Raw genomic sequence first — 18,928 nt, 5'->3', positions numbered from 1 at the left:
GCTATCAATCGTTAAGCCTTTTTTACGATGTGAAAGATAGATTTCTCAATGAAACAGTCGAATTACAATCTACTCTATCTGTTATAACATCAAGGCTATAAATCAGTGATCTCTTGTACGAGTAGCGGCAAGACTACGCCAGCTTTCTCTGCTAATGTGATATCAACAATTGTATCGGGTGTTGGGTCAGGGTTTATCTCGATAACTTGCGCACCATTTTGCTTGGCTAATTGTGAGAGTCCAGCAGCAGGGTAAACCAAGCTTGAGGTACCGATACTGATAAACACATCACAGTTAGCCGCAGCCTCTTCGGCAGTCTGCCACGCTTGTACAGGTAGTGCTTCGCCAAACCATACAATATCTGGTCTGATGTAACCGTCGCAATGCGGACAAGTAATCAGCTTATCATCAAAACGTATCGTATCTTGCTTAATATAGGCGGCTCTTGATTGTTCTGGATAAGGTATCTCACACTGACCACAGCGATCACGCCACAGTTGACCGTGCAAATGAGTCACTGCGCTTCCAGCCTGCTCATGTAGGTCATCGACATTTTGCGTGATGAGTGTCACTGTTTGATCGGAGGTTTGCGCATGATACTGCCACTGAGCCAATGCATGATGGGCTGGATTTGGTACTTTATCTGCGACCATCTGCCTGCGCCACTGATACCACGACCATACAAGCTTTGGATCACGAGTAAAGGCCTCAGGGGTTGCCAAATCCTCGACGCCGTAGTTTTCCCATAACCCTGTTTGCTTATCTCGAAACGTTGGGATGCCGCTTTCTGCAGAAATACCTGCCCCTGTCAAAATGCAAATGCGCTCTTTCGATGCCAACAATGTTGCCGCAAGTTTTACTTCTGCTATTACCGCTGGTGATAATTCTGCTAACATGAGCCAACCTTTGTTAGTAATGGATATTTTTACTTATGATAGACGGAATTTGGTGGCTTGTCATATTAATCGCCATCATCGTAATTTTATGGTTGGTAGCGAAATCGCGCGGGGCAAAAGCAGGCGAAAAGCACGGTAGTGCCAAGTCAAAAAATACAGTACCGAATGATGCCCTGCAAAAAACATCCGCATTATTAAAGCAGTATTTTCCTGATTATCAAGTCATGCGTAAAGCCAAGCATTTGCTCATCTGTAAACACAATAAAAAAGTGGCGATGATTACCATCGATAAAACACTGGCAGCCGGTCAGCGCCGTTTGGGCGATATTTCTGTGATCAATTATCACCGCGTGCCCAGCCGCGCCCAGCTTGCTACTCATTTGCAAGAGGCAGAGTAGGCGGTGCTTGTATCAGTGGATAAAGAGCAAGTGGGTATTTTAAGAGAAAGTTTTTTTAGAGCTGGTCATTTAACAAGCTGGCCGTTTAAAAGAAGCGGCTCAATTAAATAGTCACGTGACGAATAACAAGTCAGAGGCTGCGAGTAAATTTAACAACACTTGATAGAGGCTACTAGGTAATGACAAGTAATATTGAAAGACTTGAATTTTTGATATTAAAGGGCTTTAGAGGTTTTAGGTAATGCTGAGGAAGGGTGAAATACGATGATTGGTGCGCCCGGCGGGAATCGAACCCACGACCCTCGGCTTCGGAAACCGATACTCTATCCAACTGAGCTACGAGCGCATATGATAACGATATGTCTGACTGTCACGCTTAGATGCGCATGATAACCAGCATAAGATGCCTAGAAATAAAGACCGCTTAGTCTAACAAATAAAACGCATAAAGCCAATAAATGACAGTCGTGATTGAGGTTTTTTAAGAAAAAACAGCCAAGTCATTAAACAAGCATGGCAATTTACCTGCCTTTTCCCTTATAATGTTGGGGAGAATTCATATTTATAATCACCGATTGCAAGTGCGCTGGCACGCGGGATGGCTGTCTGCTATTGAGGACTTAGAGGTCGTCAAAGGAGGACAGACAGAATGTCCGCGCCGTGCTAGTCCTTGTATACGTAATAAGAGAACGTGACGAATGAGAAAAGTAGTTATGTTATCGGCAGCTGCCATTCTAGGAATCGCTAGTATCGCGGTGAGCCAAGCTGAAGATATTGTCGACACGCCTGTAACTGTGACTGACGTCGCAGAAGGCCAAGAAGTCGTAGAAGAGGCACCTCAAACGCTAGGTGGTGAGCCCCAAGCTGCTGCAGACACAACAGATGGCGCTGCACCTGCTGATGGTGCCGCTCCAGCAGAAGGTGAAGAGACCGCCGCTGCAGCGCCTGCCGCTGACGAAGAGCCGATTCCGCAAGATACGCCGCAAGTACAAAAGCTGATTGCTTTGTATCCTAATCTGATTGCCCGTATTCAACCTGTTGCAACTGTATGTTTTGAAGACGATGAAGTGTGTGATGTAACAGCACGCTCATCTGGCCCATCTGCTGGTGACGGTCCTCGTGATGGTAAAGCAGTATACAATGCGGTATGCCATACTTGTCACGCCTCTGGTTTGTTAGGTTCACCTATCTTTGGTGATGCTGGCGCTTGGGGACCACGTATCGCGAAAGGTAAAGATACGCTATATACCCATGCTATCAATGGTTTCAATGCGATGCCTGCCAAAGGCGGCGCGGACATTCCTGATGAAGAAGTCCAAAACGCTGTAGACTATATGGTTGCAGAAGCCAGCTAATTTTTGCTAGCGGCTTTGCTGGCTCTTACAACAGTTATCGATAAAGCGCCTATTTCAGTAATGAGATAGGCGCTTTTTTATAATAAGTATTATTAATACGGTACTTCAAATATAAAGCAGTTGAAATTTGCGATTAGCAGCCTCATTTTATGAGATTACACCGTGTCTTCTAGATAGTAGAGCGTGTTGAACATTTTTATATGGCCTCGGTCAGTATGATAATGACAGTCGAATGTTCAACACGGCCTATTATTCTAAAATCGTGTTTTATACAAATTGATAAAAAATAAGAGGTCTTCATGTCTGATGTACCAGCACTTTCTATCCAAGGCTTATCCAAAACCTATGACAATGGGTTTTCGGCGTTAAAAGGGGTTGATTTAACCGTACCACAAGGTGGGTTCTTTGCACTGCTTGGCCCAAATGGCGCAGGTAAGTCCACCATGATTGGCATTATCAGTTCACTATTTAAGCCAACAACGGGTAGTGTCCATATTTTTGGGACAGATTTATTAGAGAACCCTTCGATTGCCAAACAGTACCTTGGCGTAGTACCGCAAGAATTTAATTTCAATATGTTTGAGAAAGTCGAAGATATCTTGATTACGCAAGCAGGTTACTTTGGTATTCCAGCAAAAGAAGCCAGACCTCGCGCAAAAAGCCTGCTGACAGCACTGGGGCTATGGGACAAGCGTGACAGCAAATCGCGTGATTTATCTGGCGGTATGAAACGCCGTCTGATGATCGCGCGCGCCTTGATTCATAAACCAAAATTACTGATTCTCGATGAGCCCACAGCAGGGGTGGATATTGAGCTGCGCCGCTCGATGTGGGAGTTTATGCAGCAGATCAATATCGAAGAAAACACCACGATTATATTGACCACCCATTATCTCGAAGAAGCCGAGCAGTTGTGTAAACGTATTGCGATCTTGGATCACGGTGAGATTCGTATCAATACAGAAATGAAAGATTTATTGGCGCAGTTATCTGTAGAGACGTTTGTCTTTGATTTAGAGACGCCGCTCAATGAGCAATTGGCTCTGACTGGAGTGACAGACATCTCCCAGCCAGATAAGCAGACGCTAGAAGTCACCCTGACAGAAGGCGAGTCATTAAATGGTGTCTTTGATCAGTTATCCGATAAAGGCATCAAAGTCGGCAGTATGCGTAATAAAGCCAACCGTCTAGAAGAGTTGTTTATGCGCTTGGTTGACAAAAATATTGAAAGTGCAAACAGCATGAAGGAGGCGGGATTATGAGTCAGGAACTAATCGATCATAATAAAACGATGTCACTGAGTAAAAAGTGGATTGCGTTTCGTACTATTTGGTTCAAAGAAGTGCGCCGTATTCTGCGTATTTGGCCGCAGACGCTATTACCGCCAGTGATTACGATGAGCTTGTACTTTGTCATTTTTGGTAAGATGATTGGCTCGCGCGTAGGTGAGATGGGCGGCGTGCCCTACATGCAATTCATCGTACCAGGTTTGATCATGATGTCGATCATTACCAACAGTTACTCGAACGTGGTTTCGAGCTTTTTTAGTGCCAAATTCACGTCTAGTATCGAGGAGCTGCTCGTTTCACCCGTCTCCAAGCATGCAATTTTGATGGGTTATGTCAGCGGTGGTATCTTCCGTGGACTGGCCATCGGTGTCATTGTTTCGATTGTCGCGTTATTCTTTACTGACCTTGGTATTGAGCATTTATTTGTCACTGTATTTACGGTACTTGGCACGTCTACCTTGTTTTCATTAGGCGGTTTTATCAATGCGGTGTTTGCGCGATCATTTGATGATATCTCTATCATTCCAAGCTTTGTATTGACGCCGCTGACCTATCTTGGCGGCGTGTTCTATTCGATGGAAAATTTATCACCATTTTGGCAAAACATCTCGCTATTAAATCCTATCGTGTATATGGTCAACTCATTCCGTTACGGTATTCTTGGCTACTCTGATGTCAACGTTTGGTATTCGATGGCAGCGATTTTTGTGTTCTGTGCAATATTTTATACCATTGCTTATCGCTTGCTCAGTAACGGTTCGCGCGTGCGCTTGTGATGGTCAGCGTGTGAAGCGATAGCGATGCCCAAAGCGCTGTCGGTTGAGCAGTTAGGGTTTAACGATTAAATAGTAGGAAAGTAAATGAGTATTCATGGTATTTTAGGAGAACAAACCACCGATTATCCGACTGAGTATAGCCCAGAGACGCTATATCCTATTGCACGTAGTATGGGACGTGATGTGATTGGCTGGCACGCTGACAAATTAACGGTCGGCGTAGATTGGTGGCAGGCATTCGAGATCTCTTGGTTAAATCTACAAGGTATTTCGCAAGTGGCGATGGCGCGGTTTAGTATTCCTGCCAGCTCGCCCTTTATTGTCGAGTCAAAATCGCTCAAGCTATATTTGAACAGTATCAATTTTACTGAGTTCGCCAGTTGGAATGACGTTCAAGCGTTGATCGCTAAAGACCTGTCAGCCTGTTTGCAAGCGGAAGTACAGGTGGAGTTATTTACGCTGAATGATGCAGCAAGCCTGCTGGTTGCCCAGCCAACAGGTATTTGTATTGATGACACATTGGCAGGTAGCACGGGAAAAATCGCGTTAACTGAGCATCCTGATGCATCACTGTTGAGTAATGATGTAACAGAAGCGAGCAGTGAACGTGTGGCAAATAACAGCAATCAGCCTTATGTTTTTTATTCTAATCTGCTGCGTAGTAATTGCCCTGTGACCAATCAGCCAGATTGGGGCACACTAGCCGTGTCGATAACGACTGACAAGACTTTTAACAACGCAAATATGCTACGTTATATATTAAGTTTTCGTCAGCATAACGGCTTTCATGAGCAGTGTGTTGAGCAGATATTTGCAGATTTGAGCGAGCATTATCAGCCAAGTGAGTTGATGGTACGCGCATGGTACACGCGCCGCGGCGGTATCGATATCAATCCTTGCCGTGTTAGCGATATGGCACTATTGCCTGCGCCGAGTCGCCTGATTCGCCAATAATTTATAAGTCGTACAAAAAAGCGCCTATCTCATTTAATGGGATAGGCGCTTTTCTTGTGTCTCAAATCAAACATATCTGACGTTCAATTTACTGACGCTGTATGCTTGGACTACGATTTATTCACAGCCCAATTTTGCCAGTAGCTCGTCACGGCTAAGCAACTCTTTTTCACCGTCACGACGATTGACATATTCGTATTTGTCTTCAGCGATGTTACGATCAGACACGACGATACGGTGTGGAATACCAATCAATTCTAAATCAGCAAACTTCACCCCTGGGCGTTCGTTACGATCGTCCAGTAGGATGTTGACACCTTTGGCCTTTAGCATCTCATAAAGCTCAGTGGCAGTCTGCATGACCGTCTCTTCTTTTGACTTCATCGGTACGATAGCCACTTCAAAAGGCGCAAGTGAGTCTTTTACATCAGGCGTTTGTGGCCATATGATACCGTTATCATCGTGGTTTTGCTCGATGGCAGCCGCGATGATACGGCTGACGCCGATACCATAGCAGCCCATCATCAAGGTTACAGGCTTGCCAGCTTCGCCTGAGACGCTGCAGCCAAGTGCTTGTGAGTACTTATCACCCAACTGGAAGATATGACCAACTTCGATACCGCGTTTGATTTGTAGGGTTCCCTGACCATCAGGTGAGGCGTCGCCTTCGAGTACGTTGCGGATATCAACGATGCGTGTGATGTGCGCGTCACGATCCCAATTGACTCCGGTTGCGTGTTTGTTGACTTCGTTGGCACCAGCGACAAAGTCAGAGAGAATAGCCGCTGCGCGATCGACGAACACAGGGATATCTAGATCGACACCGATATAGCCTTTGAGCAGTCCTGCGGCTTTTAGCTCCTCTTCGCTCGCCATAGTCAGCGGCGTGTTTACTTCTTCGATTTTTTCCGCTTTGATGTCGTTGAGCGTATGATCGCCACGCAGTACCAACGCAACCAACTGCTCTTCGCCTTCTGGCGTATGACCTTTGACAATCAAGGTTTTCACGGTGGTGGCAAGTGGAATGTCTAAATGCTCAGCAACTGCTTCGCAGGTTGGCATATTAACGGTATCAACGTTGGTTAGCTCTTGGGTCGCAGGCTGACGCTCGCCTGTGCTAATGGCTTCAGCAAGCTCAATATTGGCTGCGTAGTCAGAGATGGTGGAGAAGGCAATGTCATCTTCGCCACTGTCTGCCAAAACATGAAACTCATGTGAGGCAAAGCCGCCGATAGAGCCTGAATCCGCTTGTACCGCGCGAAAGTCAAAACCCAAACGGCTAAAGATACGAGTATAGGCGTCGTACATATCTCGATAAGTCTCAGCAAGTGAGGCTTGATCGATATGGAACGAGTAAGCATCTTTCATGGTAAATTCGCGTGCGCGCATCACACCAAAGCGTGGACGAATCTCGTCACGGAATTTGCTTTGAATCTGAAAGAAAGTAATCGGTAGTTGCTTATAACTACGTAGCTCGCCTTTTGCCAGATTGGTGATGACTTCTTCATGCGTTGGACCCAGCACAAAGTCACGATCATGACGGTCTTTGAAACGCAGTAGCTCAGGGCCGTAGTCTTCAAAGCGTCCGCTGGTCTGCCATAGCTCAGCAGGCTGCGTCATCGGCATCAGCAACTCTTGTGCGCCGATGTTTTGCATCTCTTCACGAACGATGCGCTCAACCTTTTGCAAAATACGCAGACCCATGGGCAACCAAATATACAATCCAGAAGCGATCTTGCGGATAAGACCAGCACGCACCATCAATTGGCTTGAGGCGATGTCGGCATCACTTGGGGTTTCTTTTAGTGTGGCAAATAAAAATTGACTGGCTTTCATAAATAAAGCGTAACCTTATCTTTGATAAAAAAATAAGAAATAGTAGGATGTTGAGCGTATGGCTAATCGTTTCATTGCCGCCGCAAGCTTACCTTTATCACTTAGCAATATTCTAGGGTATTTCCTAGTTACTCACATGCTGGTATAAAAAAGCACATCAGTAAGAACCACTCTTATAAGAGTAAACAAGAGAGGCAAATTTGATTTAAGGTATGAATATGCCGAAATGCAAGATATTCAGGGCAAGAGCCTGATAATGCTAAAAGACTGACATTTTATACATACAATCTGACTATGTTAGGTAAAGTTCGCCTAAGACGCAATGACTTTTTATCTTTTCAGACCGAACGTTATACAAAGGCTGAGATGAGGCTCGAATAATTGAGTTGTTTATAAGCTTTTAAGCCAAAGGTAATGTATGTTTTGGAGATTGCCTGATTTACGTATTATGTAGAAGATTGGTAGCCATTACTTGAATTTACTGCACAATAGTCGCAGTTACAGGTTAAGTATTTGTTTTAATTGTATAAAACCGTTGGTCATCTGAAAAACGATGCACTCTTATAACGATGCACCTTTATAAAGGTAACTTCTATGAGTAGTCCTGATATGAACAATACCAATGGCACCCACAAGCCAGCGAAGCAGCCTATTGCCACAATGTCTTGGGTAATATTACTCATCGGCTTAGCAGCCATCGTTTTTGCTATTTATAGCGCGCAAAAAATCACAGAAGAAGAACCGATAGAAACCATTACTCGAGAAGGCGTGGTCACGCAAATCCAGCAATTAAACAGACTCCATACCGTCGCGTTTAGTGTTGATACGGTGATTACGAGTGAGCGTCCGGGGAGTTGGATGAAGTTGTGGCAAGATGAACAAAAAGCGCTGTTCATCGCTCATGGCCGCGTCGAAGCAGGGGTTGATCTGAGTGCTTTGACGCCTGAGATGGTGCAGGTCATTCAGCCTACTCAAACTATAACTGATGCAGAGGATGAGCAAGCAGCGAATAATGCACCTGCCTCAGCCATGCCACAAATCAATATTACCTTACCACCTACAGAGATATTTTCAGTATATTTAGATGATATCGAGATTTATGACTGGCAGACAGGCGCTTTTGGCATGATGCAAGTTGATCCTAAGATATTGGCGCAAGCACAAACCATGGCAAAAAAAGAAGTGCTAGAGCGTGCCTGCCGAGGAGATGTCATGAATATGGCGCTGCAAAATGCTCAAACGCAATTGCAGCAGCTGTTTGCTTTAACGGGTGCTGTCGTGACGGTCAACACGCAGGGTGCAGGCGCATGTCAGTTGCCAGCAGTCACTAACAGCTAGTTTACTCTTTTTTAAATTCAGCAATGGCGAGCTTACGTGCTGATTTATGTTCGACTATCGGCGCAGGGTAGTCAGCATTTGCAAAGTCTCCACCCTTCGCCAGTGCTTTACGCATTTTATCCTCACTATGCAAAGTGCTCGCGGGGATGTCTTTTAGTTCTGGTAGCCACGTTTTGATAAATATCGCTTTTTTATCATGAGTGCTGCCTTGGCTAAAGGGGTTCATAATACGGAAGTAGGGCGCTGAGTCAGTACCTGTTGATGCGCTCCATTGCCAGCCGCCATTATTGGAGGCAAAATCCCCATCGATGAGCTGCTGCATAAAGTAACGCTCACCCAAGCGCCAATCAATCAACAAGTCTTTGGTCAAAAACATTGCTGTGACCATGCGCAGTCGATTGTGCATAAATCCAGTAGCGTTCAGACAGCGCATCGCCGCATCAACGAGTGGTACGCCTGTTTTGCCCGTGCACCATGCTTGAAAATCATCGTCATCGTATGACCAGCTGACTTTGGTGTCAGTGTCCTCTTTATACGCTTTATGGCGAATCAGGTTTGGCTTATCGACCAGCACATGACGATAAAAATCTCGCCAAGCAAGCTCGCTTATCCAGCGGTCGATATCTTCATTATCGCCATCATTACCGTGTAGCTTTTCTTGTACTTTGCTGGCTTGTAAATAGCAGAGCCGCGGGCTGATGGTGCCTATAGTGAGATAAGCGGATAGCTGACTGGTGGCATGCAGGTGCGGCACATCACGGCTGACATCATAGTCATTGATATCATCAGCGACAAACTCATCTAAGCGCTGGCAAGCAGCAGACTCCCCTGCAGGATAGGCGTCCCTTGCGGCAGTGAGTTGGGCTTTTATATCGATATGCTGTAACGAGTCCTCTTTTTGCAGCGTCTTTTGATAATCGCCAAGCATTTCTTCACTGAGGGCTTTGATATCGTCAGCTGTATGGGCACTATTTTTCGATGATTTTAGCTCGATTTTATCATCGCAGTCGACTGCTGGTGCGTCATGCATTTGAATGGTGCTAACGTCTAGCGTATGTCGCCATTTCTTATAAAACGGCGTGAAGACTTTATACATACTATCGCCGTCATTTGTCGTGATACTCAGCGGTGGCAAGATACATTGGTCATGCCAGCGGACAAACTCGATGTCGTCTTTTGCAAGCTGCTCACACAATTGCTCATCACGACCAATCTCATTGCCTTCGTATTCATGGTTAGCCATGACGCAGCTGATGTCGTTGTCCTTACATAAGCTCGTCAGAGACTCTATACAGTCAGAAAAGCTTGGACAGAGCTGTACCATTAAAGTGATATTCAGTTGTGATTTCAAATCCTTTGCTAGTATAGGTAACGTACGGGCAATATGGTCGACTTGCACCAGAGAGGTGTCATGCTGTTGCCACTGCTCGGGCGTCAAAAAGAATATGGCGGATACCGATGCATTGTCTTCATTAGCCCGCTCGCACAGTGCTGCCAATGCAGTATTGTCATGAATACGCAAATCTCGACGAAACCACATCAAGTAATGCAACGGACTGTCGCTATCGCTACTGTCATTGTTTTTATTATTGCTACCATTGTTGTTAGTAGTCTTTGACATCAAAGTATCCCTATATGAATCAATCGCAATCATAAACAAAACTCGGCATAAAAGTATGCTAGGATAAGTTTTTGGATGCAATGGCTTTGCCGTTTGCGTAACAAACTCTCATCATATCTCTCGATTTATCTTTAGTCTGACGCTATCTGATGTCGCTAGAATCGATGTCAGATTTATGAATATAAAATCCAAGGTCACAAAATGCACGTTAAGTTTTGCGGATTTACTCAGCTTAGTGATATACAGACTGCGGCACAGTTAGGTGCAGACGCAGTCGGTTTGGTGTTTTATCCGCCAAGTCCGCGTGCGGTCACGATAGAGCAAGCACAGACATTGAGTGCTGCGGTACCTGCTTTTGTGAGCGTAGTGGCGTTAGTGGTCAATATGCCTAAAGAAGAGCTGGTCAAATTAGCAAACGATGTACCTTTTGATATCCTTCAGTTTCACGGTGATGAAATGCCTGAACAATGCGAGCAGCTGGCAAGCCGTGTCAATAAACGCTGGATCAAAGCATTGCGTATCAATGCAGAGCAAGACACGCCAGATAGCGTTCGTGCTCAGATTGCACAGTTTGCTGACGCAGGTGCCAGTAGTATTTTGCTGGATGCGTATCATCAAGCGGCATATGGCGGGACAGGGCAGCGCTTTGACTGGAGTCTCATTCCCCATGACAGCGCGCTACCAATTGTATTGGCTGGTGGTCTTGATGCGCAAAATGTCGCAGAGACATCAAATCTGCCCATCTACGGCGTCGATGTCAGTGGTGGTATCGAGGTTGATAAAGGCAAAAAAGATGCTGCCAAGATGCGTGCCTTTATGAAAGCGGTCAAGCGCGACCGATGGCAAAACGCTACGGTCACTGACGCCATTTAAGTTTGTTATCGTAGGTTATTTTCTATATATAATAGGCTTATTTGGTCGTTATTCCGATTTTTCCGTTCCAATCTTATTTCATTTTTCTCTTTATATTTATTCTAAAAAATACCACTTATTACAGTAGGAATTACCATGAGTCATGTCGCGAACAAAGATTTATCTACTACAGCACAATCTGTAAACACCTTTACCAATCCTGAAAACGTGCAAGATTTTAACCAATACCCTGATGCACGTGGCCATTTCGGTGTACATGGTGGACGCTTTGTCTCTGAGACGCTGATGGCCGCATTAGAAGAGCTTGAGACGCTTTATACCAAAGTCAAAGCAGATCCAGCGTTTTGGGAAGAGTATCATAACGATTTGGTTAATTATGTCGGTCGTCCAACGCCGCTGTATCATGCCAAACGCTTGAGTGATGAGATCGGCGGCGCGCAAATTTACTTTAAGCGTGAAGACCTGAACCATACTGGCGCGCACAAAGTAAACAACACCATTGGACAAGCATTGCTTGCCAAGATGTGTGGCAAAAAACGTATCATCGCCGAAACTGGCGCAGGACAGCATGGTGTCGCGACCGCAACGATTGCTGCGCGCTTGGGCCTAGAATGTATCGTCTATATGGGTGCTGACGATGTTGAACGTCAAAAAATGAACGTCTATCGTATGCGTTTGCTTGGTGCGACAGTGGTGCCAGTAACGTCTGGCTCACGCACGCTAAAAGACGCGATGAACGAGGCGATGCGTGATTGGGTGACCAATGTTGATAGCACGTATTATATTATTGGTACCGTTGCAGGGCCGCATCCTTATCCGCTATTGGTTCGTGATTTCCAAGCGATTATTGGAAAAGAAGCGCGCATTCAGCATTTAGAAAAAACAGGCAAAATGCCAGATGCGTTGGTTGCTTGTGTCGGTGGTGGCTCAAACGCGATTGGCTTGTTCTTTGATTTCCTCAATGATACCGACGTTAAGATGTATGGCGTCGAAGCCACGGGTGATGGTATCGAGTCAGGTCGTCATTCTGCACCATTGGCGGCTGGTCGTATCGGCGTGCTGCATGGTAACCGTACTTACCTCATGGCAGATGATGATGGTCAGATTCAAGAGACGCATTCTATCTCAGCCGGTCTTGATTACCCAGGTGTTGGTCCGGAGCATAGCTTCTTAAAAGACATGAAACGCGTTGAGTATGTCGGCTGTACTGACAAAGAGGCGCTAGAAGGTTTCCATGAAGCCACGCGCAAAGAAGGTATCATCCCTGCGCTTGAGACTTCTCATGCTATCGCTTATGCCTTAAAACTGGCGAAAACCATGACGCCTGATCAGACAATCATCGTTAATATGTCAGGTCGCGGTGACAAAGATTTGCATTCAGTAATGAAGGCAGAAGGGATTGAGATGTAGTAACAAGTCATTTGATGAATGATCAATTTATAAGTTGCTAAACTCTCCTTCATAAAGAAAATTGCCTAATGCCCTTTACCTAATATAGCTTGTTAGATAAAGGGTTAAGTAAGCCAGTTTATAATAATTAAGAGACCACTATGACCCGAATTGAAAGCACTTTTGAAACTTTAAAATCACAAAACAAAAAAGCCCTGATTCCTTATGTGATGGCAGGCGATCCTAATCCTGCAACGACCGTTGGTCTATTGCACGACTTAGTCAAGCACGGCGCAGATATGATTGAAGTGGGCTTACCGTTCTCTGATCCAATGGCAGATGGCCCAACCGTATCGCTAGCGGGTGAGCGTGCATTAGCTGCAGGTACCAGTACGCGTGATGCGCTCAAGATGGTGGCAGAGTTTCGCCAAACCGACACGCAAACGCCAATCATCTTGATGGGCTATCTTAATCCTGTAGAGATTATCGGCTATGACAATTTTGTCACGCTATGCGAGCAGTCAGGCGTTGATGGTTTATTGATGGTAGATTTGCCACCAGCCGAGGCGGGTAGCTTTACGCAGCATTTGACCGACCATTCAATGAATGAGATTTTTTTGCTGTCGCCGACCACTTTGCCTGAGCGCCGTGAGCAAGTATTGACCCATTGCGGTGGTTATATTTACTATGTATCGCTAAAAGGTGTGACGGGCTCAGCCACGCTAGATACTGACGATGTAGCAACTCAAGTGCAAGCAATCAAAGCAGAAACAGACTTGCCAGTATGCGTCGGCTTTGGTATCCGTGATGGCGCTTCTGCAAAAGCAATTGGTACTCATGCGGATGGTGTTATCGTGGGTAGTGCATTGGTACAGAATTTTGCAGATATTGATGCCAATGACACCGCGGCTGTGGCCAAGGCTCAGCAAAACATTATGGCAAAAATGGATGAGCTGCGTGCGGCATTAGACAGTCTGAGTGCTTAATATTCATTATCCTAGTATCGCTTTTATTAATCTAACAGCGGCAAGATGTTTTAAGTATCTCATTGAGGCAATTTGATAAAGGTAATAGCTGGTTTGAAGGGGTTATTTTGAGTAGTTGTCCTTGAATCGCGAAGTTAAATAATGGGAATCAATGACTCAAAAACGTTACTGAAAGATGACGTTAAATGACTTTGCTAAATTTAGTTTACGAGTGTAAACTAACATGACTATTATATGGCGTCTGATAGCCGTGATTTGTCAGTGACTAGTTTCAAAAAGCATCTGCCAAAAAGCATTTGCCAAAAAGTCTCAACAAGCACATCATCTATCAACAAGCACCTAACCAAATGATCGACACGTAAGATTGATACATTAGCGTGTCGCATAATTGCTCATGTTATGACTGGGTTTGACGCTTTGTTTAGACAACCATTAAACTCTCAATGACAAGCGAATGAGCCAACTTGTCAATAAGCCTTTTATGATGGCAAATAATATGACTGATACAGCAACAAAACTCGATAATAATACTGCTAAAGCCGAGCCAAACAGCAACGCGGATAGGCAGTCATGGTTTAACCGTCCTATACCAGGTATCAAGCAGCAATTAACTGCGCAATTGACCGCGGTAGAGACTGAACCGTCGACCAAATGTAGCAATTGTCATTCTGTGATTACCAACACCGCACTGATTTTTAACTGCTATGTGTGTCCGCACTGTGATCATCATTTACCGATGAGTGCTCGTGAGCGCTTAAATTGGTTGCTTGATCAAATAGACGGTGAGACAGGGCAAGAATTCACTGCCAAAGATCCGCTGAGCTTTGTGGATAGCAAGCCATATCCTGCGCGTATGAGCGAAGCACAAGAAAAAACGGGCGAGAGTGAAGCGCTGGTTGCCATGTACGGCAAGCTGCGTAACCTTGATATTGTCGCTTGTGCCTTTGATTTCCGTTTTATGGGCGGCTCGATGGGTTCAGTGGTTGGCGATCGTTTTGTACAAGCCGCTGAAAGAGCGCTTGAGCAAAAAATCCCATTAGTCTGCTTTGCCGCGTCAGGCGGTGCACGTATGCAAGAAGGTCTGTTGTCATTGATGCAAATGGCACGCACGGCGGCAGCGATTGAACGTCTAAAAATCGCTGGTATTCCGTATATTGTGGTATTGACCAATCCTGTCTACGGCGGTGTGACTGCGTCATTGGCCATGCTGGGTGATATTCATTTGGCAGAACCAAAAGCGATGATTGGCTTTGCGGGTAAGCGTGTAATCGAGCAGACCGTGCGTGAGACGTTAGAAGAGCCGTTCCAACGTGCAGAGTTCTTATTAGAGCATGGCGTCGTAGATGAAGTGGTGCATCGTCATCAACTGATTGATACGATCTATCGTTTGCTCGCAAAACTGTGCCACGTACCTAATGTAGATGCTTAATAAGATGTATGGCTCAGTATCATGAGTCAATTATTGAGTGCATAAACGCCTAGCCGCGTGCTAACATCTACTGCATATGCAAGACCCTCTAATAGCATTTATCGTCATTGCACGGTAAATGCTATTTTTGGTTTTAGCCAACAAATATATTTCTGTTTCTTATTAAATTTCCTATAGGTTTTATCCATGTCTGATCTTGTAGCGCCCAACTCTAGTAGCCCTAACGACAACGTTGGTTTGGTCAGCTTGACCGAATGGCTAAATTATATGCAGCAAATACATGTGTCTGCGATAGATATGGGACTATCGCGTGTATTGCCTGTTGCCGAAGCGCTAGGAGTAGTAAAGTCAGCTAAAGATGACGCTTATGTCTTCACTGTGGCAGGCACCAATGGTAAAGGCTCTACGACCGCTGTTATCGCCGAAATGTGTAAAGCCGCAGGTTATAAGACGGCACTATATCAATCGCCACACTTGAGCGTATTTAATGAGCGCGTGCGTATCAATGGCGAAATGGTCAGCGATGAGACGCTGATTGATGCTTTTAGCAAAGTCGAAGCAGCACGTTTAGAGTGCGATTTGACCTTGTCATTCTTTGAGATGACAACGCTGGCCGCATTACTCATATTTGCTGAGGCAGACTGTGATGTATGGGTGTTAGAAGTTGGATTAGGCGGACGGTTAGATGTGGTCAATATTATTGATCCTGATATGGCAGTGATTACTAATATTGGTATCGATCATGTCGACTGGCTCGGTGACAATGTTGAGGACATCGGTCGCGAGAAAGCAGGTATATTGCGCCAAGGTATTTCTTTAGTTTATGGTGCTATTGAAATGCCATCTAGCGTGCAGCACGCTATCGATAATAAGCAAGCGACTTGTTATCAAATTGGGCAAGATTTTAGCTACCGCGATATTGACTCAATGATTTGGCAATACAGTAATGCGGCAGTTACCTTGCAACTACCATGCCCTGCGCTATCCTTGACCAATACTGCTAATGCACTATCGGCGGTACTTGCAAGCCCGTTGAAAGTCGATGTAAGTGCCATCGAGCAGGCATTGCAAACTGTCAAACTGGCAGGGCGCTTTGATTATCGTGAAAGCCATCATCGCCATTGGTTGTTTGATGTGGCGCACAACGAGCAAGGTGTGGAATTTTTATTAGCGCAGTTATTGCCATTTTGGCATCAGCATTTGAGTAAACACGGCAGCCAAGCTGATAGAGACCTTCCAAAAATCAAAATGTTGTTCTCTATGTTGGGTGATAAAGATATCGACAAAGTAGTACAACGTCTGACTCAAGCAGGCTTGCCGATTAGTGATTGGTTCATTGCTGAGATTGATTATCCTCGTGCCGCGAGTACCGAGCAGCTACAAGGCGTCTTAGCCAAATACATAGATACTCGCCATGTCCATGATTTTGATGGTTTACAAGCAGCGACGGAGGCGGTCATACAGGCAAGCCAACCACAAGATTTGATCGTCGTATGTGGTTCGTTTCATACGATTGGCGAAGCGCTTGCTGCACTTGCCGTATGATCATTTAAGTTAAGGTGGCGCCTGTTTAGTGTTAATCTTAGTACTTGCCTGATGGCAGACAGCACGAAAAATATGCTTTATAATCAAAATGATTTGCAAGACTGGCATAAATGGGTCGGCATAGATTTTGAACACTGATGGCAGTAACTGGCGGTACGAGGTATTTATTAGCGCAATTATCTATATTGCTGTAAGACAGTCCCTGCGCCGCTCAATCAACCTTATCACCAACTAAGAGACGTAAACGGATGAACTTTTCGAGACAAGCCTTATTGGGCATTGGGATGATTCTAGGCGGTAGCGTGATGTTATACGCCATGGTGCAGCAGATTGGCGAGAGCAACCAGCCACAGCCAACATCAGCGATGATAGAGAAACCAACGACCGAGCAAGAATCTCCGCAACCGCTAACGACTGACATTGAGACAGAAAAACGTATCCTTGCGCAAAAGCAAAAAGAACGTGCTGCTCGTGTTGCCGAGCAGGAGAGACGCGCACAGGAGTTTTTGACAGAACAAGAAGTGGCTGAAGCAGAAGCGTTGGCCAAAGCCCGTGCTGAAAGCCAGCAGTATGTCAAAAATATCGCGGCGACAAATGAACAGAGTGAGAGTTCAGAAGACGTAAAAGACACAGAAAAAAGTGTCAAAAGTAAGGAAGTGCAAGATGCTGAAAAATTGGTCAAGGCAGCCGATGATGCAGTGAATGAAGCCAAAGCAAAAAAGCAGGCGGAAGATGAGCAGCAACAAGCCAAAGCAAAACAAGAAAAAGCCGCTGCTGAAAAACTAGCAGAAAGTAAAAAAGAAGCAGAAGCGAAAAGACAAGCGGACGCTCAAGCTGCGGCCGAAAAAAAGAGAGAGGCAGCTGAAGCGGCTAAAAATGAACCACCAAAATCGCCCTCTGAGTATCAAGTCAAAAAAGGCGATGGGTTGATTAAGCTTGCAAGACAATACAACATGCCTGTCGAAGTCTTGGCTCAAGCAAATAACATTTCACCATCGACTTCATTACAGTTAGGTCAAAACATTACCATACCTTCGCGCAGTCAAGTGCAACGTCTGGAGCGAGAAGCGGCCGCCGCCAAAAAAGCGGCTGAGGCTAAGCGAGACGCTCAGCAAAAGCTTCGTGAGGCTCGTCAAAAAGTCAAAGAAACCGATGCGAAAGGCAGCTTTGGGGTGCAAGTAGCGCTCGCAGATAATCAGGCCAAAGCGGATCAACTAGCGAAAAAATTCAAAGAGGCTGGATATCAAGTGAAGACCAGTCCGACCAGTCGCGGTGTACGCGTCATTGTTGGTCCTGAACGTGGAAAGGTTGCCGCATTGGCACTAAAAGATAAGATCAATAGTGATTCTAACGTCAATACGACCGGTGCTTGGGTGCTTTATTGGCGTTAAATAAGACATCAGTGGGGTATCCCTTATCACGACCTACACGCTGATATATGGCTTAGCTGTCATCTTATCGATTTAGACCATGATTATTTTTAAACACGACAACCACTGTCGTGTTTTTTGTTTTATCGTTTGCCGATTGGCGCAAGCTTGGTTACGATGAGCACATTTTTATTACTCATTTTTGTATAACCTGTCAGCCTATAAAGGTTGCCCTGTGGTGATCAGCCGATCATTGACTCTTCAGAGTCTTGAACGCTAGCCGGTCACTGTTATATTGTATAAGGTAAAACCATGTCATTTGGCGCTATATTTTTAATCTTGGCCGTTGGGTTTTTAGGACTGATTACGTTACCAAAGCTATTGGCGAAACGTCCAGTCGCAGAGCCTGAGTCAAAGCCTGTGCGCGGTGATGAGCTGGCTATCTGGCCATTTGCCCCAATGCCAATCATGACCGACACTGAAGTGATATTTTTTAATAAATTAAAAAATGCGCTGCCAGAGTATCATATCTTTGTGCAAGTTCAGCTGTCACGAATCATTGAAGCCAATAGTGACGAGACATCCGAGCGCAGCTTTTGGTTTAATCGTATCTGTCGCCAGAGCGTTGATTATGTAATCGTGGATGTTGACGCTCAGACCACGCTAGTTGCCATCGAGCTTGATGACTGGACACATAGCAGCAAAGCGCGGCAAAAGGCTGATGATAAAAAAGACAAAGCCCTAGCTAGTGCAGGCATCGCCATCGTTCGTTTTCACGCTGAGCGTATGCCTAGTGCCGATATGCTGAGATACGAGCTAATGCAGGTGATTGAGAGTTATTAAATGGTTCACTAAGCTTCTTTGGTTGTTAAA

The 18,928-nt window shown here is 45.3% G+C and carries 16 protein-coding genes and 1 tRNA gene; 13 read left to right on the top strand and 4 right to left on the bottom strand.

The features are described 5' to 3' along the window. Positions 1-95 precede the first annotated feature (95 nt). Positions 96-896: an NAD-dependent deacylase gene (locus HL061_RS05875; RefSeq protein ID WP_186475053.1), complete on the bottom strand. Its 801-nt coding sequence runs from the start codon at positions 894-896 to the stop codon at positions 96-98. A gap of 35 nt (positions 897-931) precedes the next feature. Here HL061_RS05875 and HL061_RS05870 point away from each other — a divergent pair, with 35 nt between their 5' ends. Further along, positions 932-1,294, top strand: coding sequence for a hypothetical protein (locus HL061_RS05870; RefSeq protein ID WP_186475052.1), 363 nt, complete (start codon positions 932-934; stop codon positions 1,292-1,294). Positions 1,295-1,563: 269 nt separating this feature from the next. On the opposite strand, the gene HL061_RS05865 is transcribed toward HL061_RS05870, so the two are convergent. Beyond that, a tRNA-Arg gene (locus HL061_RS05865) sits at positions 1,564-1,640 on the bottom strand. Between the two features lie 352 nt (positions 1,641-1,992). Here HL061_RS05865 and HL061_RS05860 point away from each other — a divergent pair. The 4 genes from HL061_RS05860 (at position 1,993) to queF (ending at position 5,668) form a co-directional block, all read left to right on the top strand. After that, positions 1,993-2,649: a c-type cytochrome gene (locus tag HL061_RS05860; protein ID WP_186475051.1), complete on the top strand. Its 657-nt coding sequence runs from the start codon at positions 1,993-1,995 to the stop codon at positions 2,647-2,649. Between the two features lie 299 nt (positions 2,650-2,948). Continuing rightward, positions 2,949-3,911: an ABC transporter ATP-binding protein gene (locus HL061_RS05855; RefSeq protein ID WP_071002228.1), complete on the top strand. Its 963-nt coding sequence runs from the start codon at positions 2,949-2,951 to the stop codon at positions 3,909-3,911. 29 nt (positions 3,912-3,940) lie between these two features. Then, positions 3,941-4,714 (top strand): ABC transporter permease, encoded by a 774-nt coding sequence (locus HL061_RS05850; protein ID WP_071003675.1) that lies wholly within the window; start codon positions 3,941-3,943, stop codon positions 4,712-4,714. Positions 4,715-4,798: 84 nt separating this feature from the next. Continuing rightward, positions 4,799-5,668: an NADPH-dependent 7-cyano-7-deazaguanine reductase QueF gene (gene queF, locus HL061_RS05845; protein WP_071002227.1), complete on the top strand. Its 870-nt coding sequence runs from the start codon at positions 4,799-4,801 to the stop codon at positions 5,666-5,668. A gap of 117 nt (positions 5,669-5,785) precedes the next feature. Here the strand turns inward: queF and HL061_RS05840 are convergent, their stop codons facing one another. Then, complete coding sequence (locus HL061_RS05840) at positions 5,786-7,504, bottom strand: proline--tRNA ligase (protein ID WP_186475049.1); 1,719 nt, start codon at positions 7,502-7,504, stop codon at positions 5,786-5,788. 594 nt (positions 7,505-8,098) lie between these two features. On the opposite strand from HL061_RS05840, the gene HL061_RS05835 reads away from it, so the two are divergent. After that, complete coding sequence (locus tag HL061_RS05835) at positions 8,099-8,842, top strand: DUF4230 domain-containing protein (RefSeq protein WP_240365951.1); 744 nt, start codon at positions 8,099-8,101, stop codon at positions 8,840-8,842. A 1-nt stretch (position 8,843) separates the two neighbouring features. Here the strand turns inward: HL061_RS05835 and HL061_RS05830 are convergent, their stop codons facing one another. Then, entirely contained in the window at positions 8,844-10,463 is a 1,620-nt protein-coding gene (locus HL061_RS05830; protein ID WP_252962616.1) for an FAD-binding domain-containing protein, read from the bottom strand. Positions 10,464-10,664: 201 nt separating this feature from the next. Between HL061_RS05830 and HL061_RS05825 the strand changes: the two genes are divergently transcribed. The 7 genes from HL061_RS05825 to HL061_RS05795 all read left to right on the top strand — a co-directional run bounded on the left by HL061_RS05825 (position 10,665) and on the right by HL061_RS05795 (position 18,898). Further along, entirely contained in the window at positions 10,665-11,336 is a 672-nt protein-coding gene (locus tag HL061_RS05825) for a phosphoribosylanthranilate isomerase (protein WP_252962615.1), read from the top strand. 135 nt (positions 11,337-11,471) lie between these two features. Beyond that, positions 11,472-12,746 carry a tryptophan synthase subunit beta gene (gene trpB / locus HL061_RS05820; RefSeq protein WP_240365956.1) on the top strand — a complete coding sequence of 425 codons (1,275 nt, stop codon included), beginning with the start codon at positions 11,472-11,474 and terminating at the stop codon, positions 12,744-12,746. Between the two features lie 140 nt (positions 12,747-12,886). Further along, positions 12,887-13,711, top strand: a complete 825-nt coding sequence (gene trpA / locus HL061_RS05815) for a tryptophan synthase subunit alpha (RefSeq protein WP_212563843.1) — start codon at positions 12,887-12,889, stop codon at positions 13,709-13,711. 484 nt (positions 13,712-14,195) lie between these two features. Continuing rightward, positions 14,196-15,140, top strand: coding sequence for an acetyl-CoA carboxylase, carboxyltransferase subunit beta (accD, locus tag HL061_RS05810; RefSeq protein ID WP_186475420.1), 945 nt, complete (start codon positions 14,196-14,198; stop codon positions 15,138-15,140). Positions 15,141-15,326: 186 nt separating this feature from the next. Further along, complete coding sequence (locus tag HL061_RS05805; RefSeq protein ID WP_240365957.1) at positions 15,327-16,685, top strand: folylpolyglutamate synthase/dihydrofolate synthase family protein; 1,359 nt, start codon at positions 15,327-15,329, stop codon at positions 16,683-16,685. A gap of 248 nt (positions 16,686-16,933) precedes the next feature. Then, positions 16,934-18,076 (top strand): LysM peptidoglycan-binding domain-containing protein, encoded by a 1,143-nt coding sequence (locus HL061_RS05800; protein WP_212563841.1) that lies wholly within the window; start codon positions 16,934-16,936, stop codon positions 18,074-18,076. A gap of 291 nt (positions 18,077-18,367) precedes the next feature. Continuing rightward, positions 18,368-18,898 carry a DUF2726 domain-containing protein gene (locus HL061_RS05795; protein WP_212563840.1) on the top strand — a complete coding sequence of 177 codons (531 nt, stop codon included), beginning with the start codon at positions 18,368-18,370 and terminating at the stop codon, positions 18,896-18,898. Positions 18,899-18,928: the final 30 nt, after the last annotated feature.

Source organism: Psychrobacter sp. PSP (genome assembly GCF_024085615.1).
Taxonomy (GTDB): Bacteria; Pseudomonadota; Gammaproteobacteria; order Pseudomonadales; family Moraxellaceae; genus Psychrobacter; species Psychrobacter pacificensis.
The sequence above is the reverse complement of the archived record's forward strand: the minus strand, read 5'-3'. Positions and strand labels throughout refer to the sequence as shown.

What these genes read in the sequence shown, in the direction of transcription:
- HL061_RS05875 (WP_186475053.1), bottom strand. Translation starts at nt 896, where the DNA reads ATGTTAGCAGAATTATCACCAGCGGTAATAGCAGAAGTAAAACTTGCG.
- HL061_RS05870 (WP_186475052.1), top strand. Translation starts at nt 932, where the DNA reads ATGATAGACGGAATTTGGTGGCTTGTCATATTAATCGCCATCATCGTA.
- HL061_RS05860 (WP_186475051.1), top strand. Translation starts at nt 1,993, where the DNA reads ATGAGAAAAGTAGTTATGTTATCGGCAGCTGCCATTCTAGGAATCGCT.
- HL061_RS05855 (WP_071002228.1), top strand. Translation starts at nt 2,949, where the DNA reads ATGTCTGATGTACCAGCACTTTCTATCCAAGGCTTATCCAAAACCTAT.
- HL061_RS05850 (WP_071003675.1), top strand. Translation starts at nt 3,941, where the DNA reads ATGTCACTGAGTAAAAAGTGGATTGCGTTTCGTACTATTTGGTTCAAA.
- queF (WP_071002227.1), top strand. Translation starts at nt 4,799, where the DNA reads ATGAGTATTCATGGTATTTTAGGAGAACAAACCACCGATTATCCGACT.
- HL061_RS05840 (WP_186475049.1), bottom strand. Translation starts at nt 7,504, where the DNA reads ATGAAAGCCAGTCAATTTTTATTTGCCACACTAAAAGAAACCCCAAGT.
- HL061_RS05835 (WP_240365951.1), top strand. Translation starts at nt 8,099, where the DNA reads ATGAGTAGTCCTGATATGAACAATACCAATGGCACCCACAAGCCAGCG.
- HL061_RS05830 (WP_252962616.1), bottom strand. Translation starts at nt 10,463, where the DNA reads ATGTCAAAGACTACTAACAACAATGGTAGCAATAATAAAAACAATGAC.
- HL061_RS05825 (WP_252962615.1), top strand. Translation starts at nt 10,665, where the DNA reads ATGCACGTTAAGTTTTGCGGATTTACTCAGCTTAGTGATATACAGACT.
- trpB (WP_240365956.1), top strand. Translation starts at nt 11,472, where the DNA reads ATGAGTCATGTCGCGAACAAAGATTTATCTACTACAGCACAATCTGTA.
- trpA (WP_212563843.1), top strand. Translation starts at nt 12,887, where the DNA reads ATGACCCGAATTGAAAGCACTTTTGAAACTTTAAAATCACAAAACAAA.
- accD (WP_186475420.1), top strand. Translation starts at nt 14,196, where the DNA reads ATGGCAAATAATATGACTGATACAGCAACAAAACTCGATAATAATACT.
- HL061_RS05805 (WP_240365957.1), top strand. Translation starts at nt 15,327, where the DNA reads ATGTCTGATCTTGTAGCGCCCAACTCTAGTAGCCCTAACGACAACGTT.
- HL061_RS05800 (WP_212563841.1), top strand. Translation starts at nt 16,934, where the DNA reads ATGAACTTTTCGAGACAAGCCTTATTGGGCATTGGGATGATTCTAGGC.
- HL061_RS05795 (WP_212563840.1), top strand. Translation starts at nt 18,368, where the DNA reads ATGTCATTTGGCGCTATATTTTTAATCTTGGCCGTTGGGTTTTTAGGA.